Origin of the sequence: Pseudomonas sp. GM49, assembly GCF_000282355.1 — a bacterium.
Taxonomy (GTDB): domain Bacteria; phylum Pseudomonadota; class Gammaproteobacteria; order Pseudomonadales; family Pseudomonadaceae; genus Aquipseudomonas.
The window spans coordinates 1-12,383 of the sequence record NZ_AKJL01000331.1 but is presented as its reverse complement, the minus strand read 5'-3'; the positions used below and the strand labels follow the sequence as shown (position 1 = coordinate 12,383).

Annotated in this window: 12 protein-coding genes; 9 read left to right on the top strand and 3 right to left on the bottom strand. The window is 58.2% G+C overall.

Going from position 1 to position 12,383, the window contains the following annotated elements; translation table 11 throughout:
- Position 1 precedes the first annotated feature (1 nt).
- The gene (locus PMI29_RS00945) at positions 2-637 is read right to left on the bottom strand and encodes a LysR family transcriptional regulator (RefSeq protein WP_008004383.1); all 636 of its coding nucleotides are present in this window, start codon (positions 635-637) and stop codon (positions 2-4) included.
- 188 nt (positions 638-825) lie between these two features.
- On the opposite strand from PMI29_RS00945, the gene PMI29_RS00950 reads away from it, so the two are divergent.
- The 7 genes from PMI29_RS00950 (at position 826) to PMI29_RS00980 (ending at position 7,937) form a co-directional block, all read left to right on the top strand.
- The gene (locus PMI29_RS00950; protein ID WP_008004381.1) at positions 826-2,049 is read left to right on the top strand and encodes a cyanate transporter; all 1,224 of its coding nucleotides are present in this window, start codon (positions 826-828) and stop codon (positions 2,047-2,049) included.
- 80 nt (positions 2,050-2,129) lie between these two features.
- Positions 2,130-2,900 carry an ABC transporter substrate-binding protein gene (locus PMI29_RS00955; RefSeq protein WP_008004379.1) on the top strand — a complete coding sequence of 257 codons (771 nt, stop codon included), beginning with the start codon at positions 2,130-2,132 and terminating at the stop codon, positions 2,898-2,900.
- A 100-nt stretch (positions 2,901-3,000) separates the two neighbouring features.
- Positions 3,001-3,690: an ABC transporter permease gene (locus PMI29_RS00960; RefSeq protein ID WP_008004376.1), complete on the top strand. Its 690-nt coding sequence runs from the start codon at positions 3,001-3,003 to the stop codon at positions 3,688-3,690.
- The gene (locus PMI29_RS00965) at positions 3,687-4,400 is read left to right on the top strand and encodes an ABC transporter permease (RefSeq protein ID WP_008004374.1); all 714 of its coding nucleotides are present in this window, start codon (positions 3,687-3,689) and stop codon (positions 4,398-4,400) included. Before PMI29_RS00960 ends, PMI29_RS00965 begins: the two co-directional genes overlap by 4 nt.
- Before the next feature lie 25 nt (positions 4,401-4,425).
- Positions 4,426-5,193, top strand: coding sequence for an ABC transporter ATP-binding protein (locus tag PMI29_RS00970; RefSeq protein ID WP_008004372.1), 768 nt, complete (start codon positions 4,426-4,428; stop codon positions 5,191-5,193).
- Positions 5,194-5,271: 78 nt separating this feature from the next.
- Positions 5,272-6,471: an amidohydrolase family protein gene (locus PMI29_RS00975; RefSeq protein WP_008004370.1), complete on the top strand. Its 1,200-nt coding sequence runs from the start codon at positions 5,272-5,274 to the stop codon at positions 6,469-6,471.
- Positions 6,468-7,937, top strand: coding sequence for an amidohydrolase family protein (locus PMI29_RS00980; protein WP_008004368.1), 1,470 nt, complete (start codon positions 6,468-6,470; stop codon positions 7,935-7,937). Before PMI29_RS00975 ends, PMI29_RS00980 begins: the two co-directional genes overlap by 4 nt.
- Before the next feature lie 194 nt (positions 7,938-8,131).
- On the opposite strand, the gene PMI29_RS00985 is transcribed toward PMI29_RS00980, so the two are convergent.
- Positions 8,132-8,947: a hypothetical protein gene (locus tag PMI29_RS00985; protein WP_008004366.1), complete on the bottom strand. Its 816-nt coding sequence runs from the start codon at positions 8,945-8,947 to the stop codon at positions 8,132-8,134.
- A 347-nt stretch (positions 8,948-9,294) separates the two neighbouring features.
- Between PMI29_RS00985 and PMI29_RS00990 the strand changes: the two genes are divergently transcribed.
- Positions 9,295-10,953 carry an arylsulfatase gene (locus tag PMI29_RS00990; protein ID WP_007986546.1) on the top strand — a complete coding sequence of 553 codons (1,659 nt, stop codon included), beginning with the start codon at positions 9,295-9,297 and terminating at the stop codon, positions 10,951-10,953.
- A 315-nt stretch (positions 10,954-11,268) separates the two neighbouring features.
- Here PMI29_RS00990 and PMI29_RS00995 read toward each other — a convergent pair whose 3' ends face one another.
- On the bottom strand, positions 11,269-11,715 hold the full coding sequence (locus PMI29_RS00995; RefSeq protein ID WP_008004364.1) for a hypothetical protein: 447 nt from the start codon (positions 11,713-11,715) through the stop codon (positions 11,269-11,271).
- 346 nt (positions 11,716-12,061) lie between these two features.
- On the opposite strand from PMI29_RS00995, the gene PMI29_RS0130535 reads away from it, so the two are divergent.
- On the top strand, positions 12,062-12,383 hold a 322-nt coding region (locus tag PMI29_RS0130535; protein ID WP_008004362.1), incomplete at its 3' end, for an outer membrane protein transport protein.

The following is a 12,383-nucleotide window of genomic DNA, read 5'->3' as shown; positions in this document are numbered from 1 at the left end:
TTTAGCCGATGCGCCAGCGTCGGCCGGCGCTCTCGAGCGCGTGGATCATCTCATCGCGGTACAAGCCACCGACCGGAAACACCACCAGTGGCAGCGGGTCGCGCTCGTACGTCGGCTGGCTGAGGCTGTCGAGCCAGGCGAGCGGTTCGGGCCAGGCGGCGTGCCCCACAAACTGCCCCGGGCGCTGTTTGATCAGCACCAAGTCGTAGTCGCCTGCACAAAACTGTTGCCATAGCGTGTTGCTGAGCCCACTGCTGATCTCAAGCCTTATCGCCGGGTGCGCGCGCGCGAAGGCGCCAAGCGTCGGCGTCAGCAAGTCTGACGCGAAATCTTCTGGCACGCCGATGTGCACCTCGCCCTGTGCGTGGCCCTTGCGTAAATCCTCCACCACCTCTTCCATCAACCCCAGGAGCCGGCGCGCATAGCCGAGCAGGCGCTCGCCATCCTCGGTGGTGCCGACGTAGCGCCCGCTGCGGTTGAGCAGCTCGCAGCCAAGTTGCTCCTCAAGTCGCTTCAACTGTTGGCTGATGGTCGACTGGCTCAGGTGCACGCGCTCACCGGCGCGGGTGAAGCTGCCGCTCTCTACCACCGCGACGAAACTCTTGAGCAGCAACGGATCGATCAGCGTTGAAGTCATTTGTTTTCCCACTAATTGTCATTCGAACATTTCATTTCCGAATGATAGCACCTGCTCTTAATCTTTAAGAACAGCCGCTGATGCGGCCTGTTGACCAGAATCCCCCTAGGTAAATGTGATGACCAGTGACGTGACGCTGATGCAGGAGCCGAGTCTGCACCCGCACCGGCGAGAAAGAAGTACGCGCCATGACTGACCGCGGATCGGCTTGCATCGCTACGGGCGTGTCGCGCGTGAGTGAAGTGTCACTGGCTGCACTGGTGCTCCTGGTGCTACTGGGCTTGAATTTGCGGCCATTCCTGACTTCGGTAGGGCCGGTGCTCGATCTGGTGCGTGCCGACATTGGCCTCGATTTTCGCGCCGCCGCGATGCTGACCACCTTGCCCTTCGTGCTGATGGGCCTGATTGCCTTCATTGGCATCGGTGTGGCACGTCGTTTCGGCGAAAGGCGGGCGCTGGCCGGCGCATTGTTGCTCTTGATGTTCGGCTGCGCGTCACGCGCCGTGGTCAAGGACGGAGCGCAGTTGATCATTGGCGCCGGAATCGCCGGCACCGGCGTGGCAGTGATCCAGGCCTTGATACCGGGTGTCGCCAAACGCTGGTTTCCGCAAAGGATAGCGATGGTGATGGGGCTCTACTCGGCGGCATTGGTCGGCGGCGGAGCGCTGGGCTCGCTGGCAAGCACATGGCTGAATCCGTATGGCGGCTGGAGGTTAGGGCTTTCCATTTGGGCGTTGCCAGCGCTTGCCGTGTTCTTGCTTTGGCTGGTGTGTGCGCCACGCACTGCGCCGATAGCCGCTGGCGGACCTGCACCGGTCTTGACCGGCAGCTTCTTCAAGAATCCGCGTGCGTGGCAGTTGGCCGCCTACTTTGGACTCACCAACAGCGGCTACTCAAGTCTGGTGGCCTGGCTGCCGTCCTTCTACCAGCAGCAGAACATGGGGCTGCAGGCCTCGGGCAATTTGCTCGCGTGGTTGGCGATGTTCCAGGCGACGGCGGCGTTCGCGATGCCGATGCTCGCCCGCCACAGCATTGACCGGCGCGCTGCCTTGTGGCTGACGATAGCGCTGCAGGCCGCTGGTTTCGCCGGCTTTGCGCTTGCCCCCAACGCAGCGCCGTGGTTGTGGGTCGCACTGGCCGGTTTCGGCCTCGGCGGGTTCTTTTCGCTCAGCCTGATTGTCAGCCTCGACCACTTGTCCGGCGCGCAAGCGGCCGGCACCTTGGCGGCCTTCGTTCAGGGTATCGGTTTCTTGCTCGCATCGAGTGCTCCCTGGTTGATCGGCTGGCTGCGCGACTCCGGCGGGAGTTTCATCACCGGCTGGTGGTTGCACATCGGGGTGCTCGCAGCGATGGCGGTGCTGACAGTCAAGTTCTCCCCGGCGAGCTACCGATACAGCATGCAAGCGTTGTGACCGAGGTTAAAAAATACAAAAAACCTAAACAGAACTGGCCACTTTTAAACCCCAGTACCACTGTGCCTACGGAGATTGATATGAAGAAGTTAGCAGTTTCAGTTGTTCTCGCCTTGGCCGCCAGCGGCGTATACGCGAAAGACTTGCAAGTCATTCGCTTCGGCGTTGACCCCACTTACGCCCCGTTCGAGTCGAAGGCGCCCGATGGCACGCTCGTGGGCTTCGATATCGATCTTGGCAACGCGATCTGCGAGAAGCTGAAGGTCAAATGTGTATGGGTCGAGAACTCCTTCGACGGCATCATCCCGGCGCTGAAAGCCAAGAAGTTCGACGGCATTCTTTCTTCCATGAGCGTGACCGAGAAACGTCAGGCGCAGATCGCCTTTTCCGACAAGATCAGTAATGTCCTGCCGCGTCTCCTTGCGAAAAAAGGCTCGGATCTCCTGCCAACGCCCGAATCCCTTCAAGGCAAGCGGGTAGGGATCGAGCAGGGTTCCACGTCGGAAACCTATGCTCGGGCTTATTGGGCGCCCAAGGGCGTCACTGTCATGACCTACCAGAACCAGGACATGGTTTACCAGGATCTGATGGCCGGCCGCCTGGATGCAGCGCTGCAGTCGTCGGTCCAGGCCGACCTGGGCTTTCTGAAAACCGCGAACGGACGTGATTTCGCCTTTGCCGGCCCGGAGTTGCGCGACCCGAAAACCCTCGGCGTGGGTGCGGGCATTGGTTTGCGCAAGGAAGACAATGAACTTCGCGAACAGATCAATGGTGCGCTTGCCGAGATCATCAAGGACGGAACTTACCAGACGATCTCCGATAAATACTTCTCCTTTGATGTGTACAACTGATTGATTGCAAGTTGCGGGCAGTCAGCATTCAAAAACAAGAACAACACAACTGAACAAGATAGGCAGCATCGGCTGGACTATCGAACTCAAGGAGAATGCAATGTCCTTGGTAGACTATGGGCCGCTGATCGCAAGTGGCACCTGGATGACACTGAAGCTGGCCATGTTATCGCTGCTGACCGCAGTACTGATTGGTCTGGCAGGCGCCAGTTCCAAGTTGTCAGGCAATCGGTGGCTGCGCAATGTCGCCACCCTCTATACCACGCTGATACGTAGTGTTCCGGATCTGGTGACCATGCTGTTGCTGTTCTACAGCATTCAGATCGTCCTCAATCAGGTCACCGAAGGGCTGGGAATTGATCAGATCGATATCGATCCCTTTCTTGCCGGTGTTGCGACGCTGGGGTTTATCTACGGCGCCTACTTTACCGAAACCTTTCGCGGTGCTTTCCAGGCGGTTCCGCGCGGCCAGACAGAGGCAGCCATGGCTTATGGCCTGAGCCCATGGCAGGCGTTCTATCGGATTCTGTTCCCGCAAATGATGCGTTTTGCCTTGCCTGGTATTGCCAACAACTGGCAGGTCATGATCAAGGCGACCGCACTGGTGTCCATCATCGGTCTGTCCGATATCGTCAGGGCCACCCAGGATGCCGGGAAGAGCTCCATGCAGCTGTTTTACTTCACCGTGATCGGTGCACTGATTTATCTCTTCATTACCACGCTCTCGAACGGCGTCTTGATGTGGCTTAAGCATCATTACTCTGTCGGCGTTCGGGAGGCTCAACTGTGATCGATATCATCCAGGAATACTGGCAAGCGTATTTGTGGTCGGACGGCGCCAGCTTTTCCGGCCTGGCAATCACCTTGTGGCTGCTGGTGCTGTCGATCGCGATCGGATTCGTACTGTCGGTGCCGCTGGCCGTGGCTCGCGTGTCAAGAAACCGGTTTATCCGGATTCCGGTCTGGTTTTACACCTATGTGTTTCGTGGCACGCCGCTTTATATACAACTGTTGATCATCTACACCGGTGTCTACAGCCTGAGCGTAGTGCGTGAGCACGAGTTCCTCGACATGTTCTTTCGCGAAGGCTTCAACTGCACGGTGCTGGCGTTCGCGCTCAATACCTGCGCCTACACCACGGAAGTCTTCGCTGGCGCGATCAGGTCGGTACCGTTCGGCGAGGTAGAGGCGGCCCGGGCCTTCGGCATGTCGGAGTTCACCCTTTACCGCCGCATCATCCTGCCCTCGGCGCTGCGTCGCGCACTGCCGTACTACAGCAACGAAGTGATCATGATGCTGCATTCAACCTCGGTGGCGTTTACCGCCACGGTTCCCGACATCCTGAAGGTTGCCCGCGACGTCAACTCGGCGACTTATGCGTCGTTCGAGGCCTTCTTCATCGCCGCACTGTTGTACGCGGTGATTGCGCTGTCGCTTGTCTGGCTATTTCGTCGCGGTGAAACCCGCTGGCTGGCCTTCCTGAAACCCCAGGCCGCCTGAAGGCCGCATACGCAGGGTCAAAACCATGTACAAACTGACCGTAGACGATCTGTACAAGAACTATGGCAACCACGAGGTGCTCAAGGGCGTGTCGATCAAGGCCAAGGCAGGCGATGTGATCAGCATCATCGGCTCCTCGGGTTCCGGCAAGAGCACCTTCTTGCGTTGCATCAACTTCCTCGAGCAACCGTGTGCCGGGCGAATTACGGTGAACGCCGAGGAAATCCGCACCGAGAAGGATAAGAACGGTGGGCTGCGCGTGGCCAACCAGAAGCAGCTGCAAAGCATGCGCACCAAGCTGTCCATGGTGTTTCAGCACTTCAACCTGTGGGCGCACATGTCAGTGCTGGAAAACGTTATCGAGGCGCCGATGCATGCGCTCGGCCTCAGCCGCGATGAGGCGATGGCCCGCGCACGCAAGTACCTGGCCAAAGTCGGCCTGCCGGCCAGCATGGAGGCAAAGTACCCCTCGCACCTGTCCGGCGGCCAGCAGCAGCGTGTGGCGATCGCCCGCGCCCTGGCGATGGAGCCGCAAGTGATGCTGTTCGACGAGCCGACCTCGGCGCTCGACCCCGAGCTGGTCGGCGAGGTGCTCAAGGTGATGCAGGCCCTGGCCGAAGAGGGCCGGACCATGGTGGTGGTGACCCATGAAATGGCCTTTGCCCGCGAAGTGTCCAACCACGTGATCTTCCTGCACCAGGGCAAAATCGAGGAAGAGGGCCACCCGGAGCAACTGTTCAAGCACACCAAAAGTGAGCGCCTCAAGCAGTTCCTTGCCGGCAACTTGAAGTAGCGCTTCTGGTGATTCAGTAAACAGTGCCCCTGTTGGCTATCCGGCGACAGGGGCTTGTTCGAAAGTGATGAGGTTCCAATGATCCAATCGTTCTGGTTGCGTAATGTCCGCCCCTATGGCGGCGAAATTGAAGACATACAGATTGTTGACGGTCGTATCGGCGCCCGTCAGCCAGCCAGTGGCAATCCAGTCGCGGAGCCTGACCTTGACGGGCAAGGTCAGTTACTCGTTCCGTCGCTGGTAGAAAGCCACATCCATCTGGACAAGACCCTGTGGGGCCAACCATGGCGGCCCCACAGTGCAGGCCCGACGCTAAAAGCGCGCATCGCCAATGAGCGGCAGATCCTGCGCGAGCTCGAATCACCCATTGCAGAGCGGGCGGGTGCTCTGCTGGAGCAATGCATCGCTCGCGGCTCGCTGATGTTGCGCTGTCATGTGGACGCCGATCCCGAATTGGGCATCGAGCATGTGCAAGCCATGCTGGAGCTGCGCGAGCGCTACGCCGACCTGGTTGATATCGAGTTCGTCACCTTCCCTCAGGTTGGCCTGGTCAACCGCCCCGGGGTCGAGGCATTGATGCGAGAAGCCCTGGAGCTGGGGTGTGAAGTAGTAGGGGGGTTGGATCCCTGCGGCATAGACAATGATCCCATTGCGCACCTCACGATCCTGTTCGAGCTCGCGGACAAGTTTGACCGCGGTATCGATATCCACCTGCATGACGGTGGTGAACTGGGGCTCTGGCAAATTGCTCGCATCATTGATTTCACCGAGCGCTATCAGCGTCAGGGGCGAGTCATGATCAGCCATGCCTTTTGCCTGGGCATGAAAAACTGGGCCCAGGTGCTGCCGTTGGCTGAACGCCTGGCGGCCAACCGGATTTCACTCATGACCACGGCGCCATCCGATATCGCCATACCACCCTTTACTGAACTGCTCTCTGCGGGGGTGAACGTCTGCCTCGGTTCGGATGGCATTCGGGACGCATGGACCCCGATGGGCAATGGCGACATGCTTGAACGCGCGATGCTGCTCGCCTTGCGCTGTGGCATGAGAACCGACCCTGAAATCTGCACGGCGTTCGAAGCCGCTGCCAGCAATGGCGCCCGGGCACTTGGGCGAACTGATTACGGATTGGCGACGGGGCAAACCGCCAACTTGTTGTTGTTGCCTGCGCAGACACTGAGTGAAGCCGTCGTGGCGCGTCCGCTGGCGCGGACAGTGATCAGTCGCGGAGTCGTCGTGGCGAAAAACGGCAGCCTGCTGCGGAGCCGCCTGTGACTCAAAATAATCTCGACAAAGTAGACCTGCTGATCGAGCACGGCGTGGTCATCACCGTGGACGAGCAACGACGCGTCATCAAGGATGGCGCAGTGGCCGTGCTCGGCAACCGCATCGTAGCGGTGGGGCGCACGGATGAACTGCGGGCTCGCTTCACTGCTGAAAAAATCATCGATGCACGCAACAAGGCGGTGCTCCCAGGCTTGATCGACAGCCACGCCCATGCTGGCCACGCCATGCTGAAAACCATCGGCGGCGGGGAGGGCGATGCCTGGATGGAGGCTTGCCAGACCATCTACACATCGGCCTCCGGAGTCGAGTTCTGGGAGGTCGAAGCGAGGTTGTCGGCGCTGGAGCGGCTCAAATGCGGCACCACCACCGGCGTGTCGCTATTGGGCGGAGGCGATTCGATCATGCGGGTCGACGACCCGGTGTACGCGCAACGCCACGCCCAGGCTATCGCCGAAATCGGTACCCGCTCGGTGGTGGCCGTCGGGCCGTCGCGGCCTCCAGCGCCGCACACCTACCTGGACTGGTCGACCGAACCACCCACTCGGCGCGACGTCAATTTCGAGACCATGTTCGAGGTCTGCGAAGAAATCGCCAGGACCTGCGACGGTATGGGGGACGGCCGGGTGCGCATTGCCATCACGTTGCCGGTATACGCGCCACAATACGAGCCCGGCCATCGGCAGCTGGCGCCTCTGTTCCGCCAGCAAGCCCAGGATTACCTGGCTCTGGCCCACCGCTATGGCCTTACGTTCACCCAGGATGGCCACCGCGCTGGTACGCTGGCGCTGGCCCACCGCGAACTGGGCCTGCTCGGCCCGACATCCTTCATGTCGCACTGCATTGACCTGACCCCGGAAGACATCGCCCTGTGCCACGAGACACAGACCAAGATCGTGCACAACCCGAGCGCCATCATGTCGATCCTGGGTCGCTGCCCGGTACCGGAACTGATCGAGGCCAATGTCACCGTCGCCCTAGGCTCCGACGGCGCCGCCCCAGACCGCGGTTACGACATGTTCCGTCACATGTTCCAGTGCATGCACTACCACCGCCGGCATTTCCGCGACCCGGACATCCTGCCCCAGGGCAAAGTGCTGGAAATGGTCACTATCGACGCCGCCAGGGCACTGTCGATGGAACACGAGATCGGCTCGCTGGAAGTCGGCAAGAAAGCCGACATCATTCTGATCGACCTGTTCAAACCGCACCTGATGCCGATGAACATGCCAGTCCACCGTATCACTTGCTTCGCCAACGGCGGGGACGTGTGTACCACCATCGTCGATGGCAAGATCCTGATGGAAGACTACGTCGTACACACCGTCGACGAGGCTGCTGTGCTGGCCGCGGTGCAAGAGGAGTCGGAGCGCATGCTGGACCGTAGTGGCTTGCGCCATCTGACAGAAGAATCGAAAAACCTCTGGCGGGCGGCACGGTATTACGCGGAAGGTTGAGTAACACGGCCGAAAATGCCGGAACGAGCGCTTGTCGTGCCAGTCAACATAGGGAAAACGGTTTTGAGTGCGACAGGTACTCAAAATCGGACTGGAAATCGCGTTTCTACGCGAAGTCCACATCTGCTGCCGGTGGCGACCGGATGAAACCGGCCAGAAGTGAGCACTTGAAACGTTCTACTTCATTACACCACTCATTTGGGAAACAACAGCGTAAACGCTACCCGAAACCCCCAGCCTTCGGCGCCATTTTCCGGACTTTCGACCCAGTAGCGTGGCCCCGCTTGCAAGCTCATGGGCTGGTGACCCACCTTGAACAATTGGGTAACGAAAAGATTGATCGGCACAGACCACTGCCTGGTCTGCCAATCGTAGGTGGACTCGGTATTGATGCCAAACGTGGTGTAGGTATGGGTGGTAAAGCTGAAGAACGGTTGCAGAAACGTCTGATTGACCTTGTCCTTGTCATCCGGCGGGCTGTCTTCCAGCGACCAGATATGGTTGGCCAGAATGCCGCGAGTCCAACCATTGCTTTGTTTGAGCGCCACCACCGTCGGCCCCAACCCCCATTGCTCGCTGCTCAGCAGATCATCGCTGCCGGTGGGCACCAATATGGCCGGGCCTGCGCCCCAGATCCAACCGCTGGCGGTGGGTTGCTTGGGTGAAAAAAAGAAGCTTTGCGTGGTGTCTCCCACACCTGATTTGTCGGCAATCCCGCCGGGGACCAGACCATGCTGATCGATGACGGGCAGGATGGTGCGGGAAATGAGGTTCCACTCCTCGTTGAGACTGAAGGGCAGTACCGGCTGGATGTTGGTGACGCTCTGATAGCCCTCACCACTGGGTCCGAGTTTCTGGTTCCAGTTGTATTGAATCGGCAAACTGTAAAGCGCGGCGACCGGGTTCAGGGATTGTTTGGCTAGTTCCGCCTGGCTATCGGCAGCGACACCAGATTCAGACCACACCGTCGCCAAGGCAATAAAACGGGCAAGTTGGACGCCTTTGTTCATTGCCTGCTCCTTTCTCGGGAATTGAGATTCTGGACCACCGCGTCGCTACTGCAAGCCGGAGGCTGAGAGTTAGCCCTGCCGCGGTTGAGCTTAGATCAGGTTATTTAACCGTGTTCAGATTGGATAAAGGGCAGTAGATGCGGCCCGGGCAATTACCACGGCAACTGGAAAAACCGCACTAGACTCTTTCGTGCGCCTTAACCCGTGCATGGTCATGCAATTAAGGGGGAAATGATTCTGTACGCAGTACCTAGGCTAATTACTCGGTGGTCAATGCACCAAGGGTCAATGTTGATGTGTATTCATCACCCGGTTGCCAACACCATGAAATAACGAGGGATTCTGGTATGGAACAGTTATCGGATCGTTTCAGGCTATCTATCGTGTTTGCTGCGCTTTTGTCATTGAACGGACTTGCCCACGCCGCTCAAACGGAAAAGACCAATATCCTGTTTATTGTCTCCGACGATACGGGCTACGGCGATCTGGGTCCCTATGGCGGTGGGATCGGGCGCGGGATGCCCACGCCCAAAATCGATGAGTTGGCGGCAGAAGGCGTCACTTTTTACTCTTTTTATGCCCAGCCAAGCTGCACGCCTGGCCGGGCGGCCATGCAAACCGGGCGGATCCCCAATCGTAGCGGCATGACTACCGTGGCCTTCCAGGGCCAGGGCGGTGGCTTGCCGGCAGCCGAGTGGACGCTGGCATCGGTGCTGAAAACCGGTGGCTACGATACCTACTTCACCGGCAAATGGCATTTGGGGGAAGCCGACTACGCGCTGCCCAATGCACAAGGTTATGACGTGATGAAATACGTCGGCCTGTACCACCTCAATGCCTACACCTATGCCGACCCGACATGGTTCCCCGACATGGACCCGGAAACCCGCGCGATGTTTCAAAAGGTGACCAAGGGCGCATTGTCCGGCAAGGCTGGTGAAAAACCGATCGAAGAATTCAAGGTCAATGGCCAGTACGTTGACACGCCTGTCGTAGACGGCAAACCCGGCGTGGTCGGCATTCCGTTCTTTGACAACTATGTCGAAAAAGCGGCGCTTGAGTTTCTCGACACGGCGGCCAAATCCGACAAGCCGTTTTTCATCAACGTCAACTTCATGAAAGTCCACCAGCCGAACATGCCGGCTCCGGAGTTCGTTCATAAGTCCATGTCCAAGTCCAAGTACGCCGACTCCATCGTCGAACTCGATACCCACATCGGCCGCATCATGGACAAGCTCAAGGCGCTGGGCCTGGATAAGAACACGCTGGTGGTTTACACCACTGACAACGGCGCCTGGCAGGACGTTTATCCGGATGCCGGCTACACCCCGTTCCGTGGAACCAAGGGCACGGTGCGTGAGGGCGGTAACCGGGTACCAGCCATTGCCGTCTGGCCAGACAAGATCAAGCCGGACACGAAAAACCACGAGATTCTCGGTGGCCTGGATTTGATGGCGACGTTCGCTTCTGTGGCTGGCGTGAAGCTGCCCGAGAAAGATCGTGAAGGTCAGCCGATCATCTTCGACAGCTACGACATGACGCCGGTACTCACCGGCAGTGCCCCTTCGCCGCGCAAGGAGTGGTTCTATTTTACCGAGAACGAATTGTCCCCGGGTGCGGCCCGTGTCGGGAACTATAAGGCCGTGTTCAACCTGCGCGGCGATGATGGCGCACAAACCGGTGGTCTGGCCGTGGACTCGAACCTGGGATGGAAGGGCGCAGAAAAATATGTGGCCACCGTGCCGCAGGTCTTTGACTTGTGGCAAGACCCGCAAGAACGCTATGACCTCTTCATGAACAACTTTACTGAGCGTACCTGGACGATGGTGCCGATCACGGGCGCGATCATGAAACTGATGAAGACCTACGTCGATTACCCACCACGCAAATTGCAAAGCATGGGCTACGACGGGCCGATCGAACTGTCGCAGTACCAGAAATTCCAATCCGTGCGTGAAGTCCTGAAAAAAGAAGGCATTAACCTGCCGATGCCAGCCGGCAACTGATCAATCAGCCGAAAAGTGGCGGCCTCATCCGGGGTCGCCACTTCAATTTGACGTTTGCGTGCAGTCGGCAGTTCGAGATCCTAACGGAAAGCGGCGCGAACTCAGTGGCTTTCAAAACCTGTTAGAAGTGCACGGCATTTTGCCCATTGGCGATTCTGGCTTCACAATTTTTTCGATTATTACGGGTAGTCACCAATGACAGTTTGGGTTGTGGATTCAACCGGTCGATGCAACAGATTGGCTCAATCGTTCAGCGGGCGTTTCGTAGTTTAGTGTTTTCCGAGATCGTCTATTTAGCAACCTTGCCACATCATTTCAGCGCTTTGCCTGCGCGACATCGCCGCAAAAAATATCGACGCTGCCATCTTCGGGTGATGTCCGCACGACGATGGAATACTTGCCGGAAAGCAATTCTGACGTTGCGATAGGCGCACTACGGTAAAAGCTCCAGCCGTTGGCTCCGGCGGCATCTCTTGTGTTGACCTTATCGTTCATTGCATAGGCGACTGGCCCGGGTTGCTGGCAGCTGCCTTTATTGATGAATGTGTAAATGCGCGGGGGCAGGATGGTTCCAGCCGGAACGCCAGTGATATAGAAGTCAAAATTGGTTTGATTGCCTTCGGCAGTCAATGTGGTGTTGCCAGTCTGGCCCGCATTGCGGTGGGTGGCAGCCAGAGGCAAATTCATTGAGTGGTTTGAAGCGGTACTGCAACCGAAGAGACTTGCCATGAGCAGCGCGAACGGGACGATACGGGTATTCATAAACAACCTCCAAACGTGGAAGAAGTGCATGGGGGGAACGTTGGGTATAGCTCATTAATAAATGTGCTGCCCTCATAAAATACTCGTTGGAAGACTTTGCACTGGTCACTTACCGTACACGCAGAAATTGAAGTACCGCGGGCAGTCTCCAGCAGTCCTCAACACGAACCCTGAGGCGGCCATCCATATCGTTACGTTTTTATTCATTAGTGGCGCCTTTCAATATCAAAAATTTGAACTACCACTTATGTGTGACCGAACTGGGCCGATTCAACGTGGTTCAGATTTTTCGACGATTGTTAATTCGATCCTTATTCGAAAATTTACACTTGCCGGGATTTAATCCATGCAAACCAGAATAGGTGCACTGCCTGCCTTTACGCTACTTACCCTGTGCTGCCAGCCAGCCTGGGCCGGCGGCATCATGCTTTACGAAGTCGGCACCGATAACACCGGGCTGGCCAACGCCGGTGCCGCTGCCCGTGCGCAAGGCCCCTCGACCATCGCCAGCAACCCCGCGGGCATGAGCTACCTGCCGGGCACGCAAATCACCGCCGGCTTGCAGGTTCTATACGGCGATTTGAGCTTCGACCGCGACGCCGGCACCAGCGTCCAGGGCACTGGCAGCGGCAATGCCCTCGATCCGATTCCCGGTGGCAGCTTTTTCA

What these genes read in the sequence shown, in the direction of transcription:
- PMI29_RS00985 (WP_008004366.1), bottom strand. Translation starts at nt 8,947, where the DNA reads ATGAACAAAGGCGTCCAACTTGCCCGTTTTATTGCCTTGGCGACGGTG.
- PMI29_RS00995 (WP_008004364.1), bottom strand. Translation starts at nt 11,715, where the DNA reads ATGAATACCCGTATCGTCCCGTTCGCGCTGCTCATGGCAAGTCTCTTC.
- PMI29_RS00955 (WP_008004379.1), top strand. Translation starts at nt 2,130, where the DNA reads ATGAAGAAGTTAGCAGTTTCAGTTGTTCTCGCCTTGGCCGCCAGCGGC.
- PMI29_RS00975 (WP_008004370.1), top strand. Translation starts at nt 5,272, where the DNA reads ATGATCCAATCGTTCTGGTTGCGTAATGTCCGCCCCTATGGCGGCGAA.
- PMI29_RS00945 (WP_008004383.1), bottom strand. Translation starts at nt 637, where the DNA reads ATGACTTCAACGCTGATCGATCCGTTGCTGCTCAAGAGTTTCGTCGCG.
- PMI29_RS00960 (WP_008004376.1), top strand. Translation starts at nt 3,001, where the DNA reads ATGTCCTTGGTAGACTATGGGCCGCTGATCGCAAGTGGCACCTGGATG.
- PMI29_RS00970 (WP_008004372.1), top strand. Translation starts at nt 4,426, where the DNA reads ATGTACAAACTGACCGTAGACGATCTGTACAAGAACTATGGCAACCAC.
- PMI29_RS00990 (WP_007986546.1), top strand. Translation starts at nt 9,295, where the DNA reads ATGGAACAGTTATCGGATCGTTTCAGGCTATCTATCGTGTTTGCTGCG.
- PMI29_RS00950 (WP_008004381.1), top strand. Translation starts at nt 826, where the DNA reads ATGACTGACCGCGGATCGGCTTGCATCGCTACGGGCGTGTCGCGCGTG.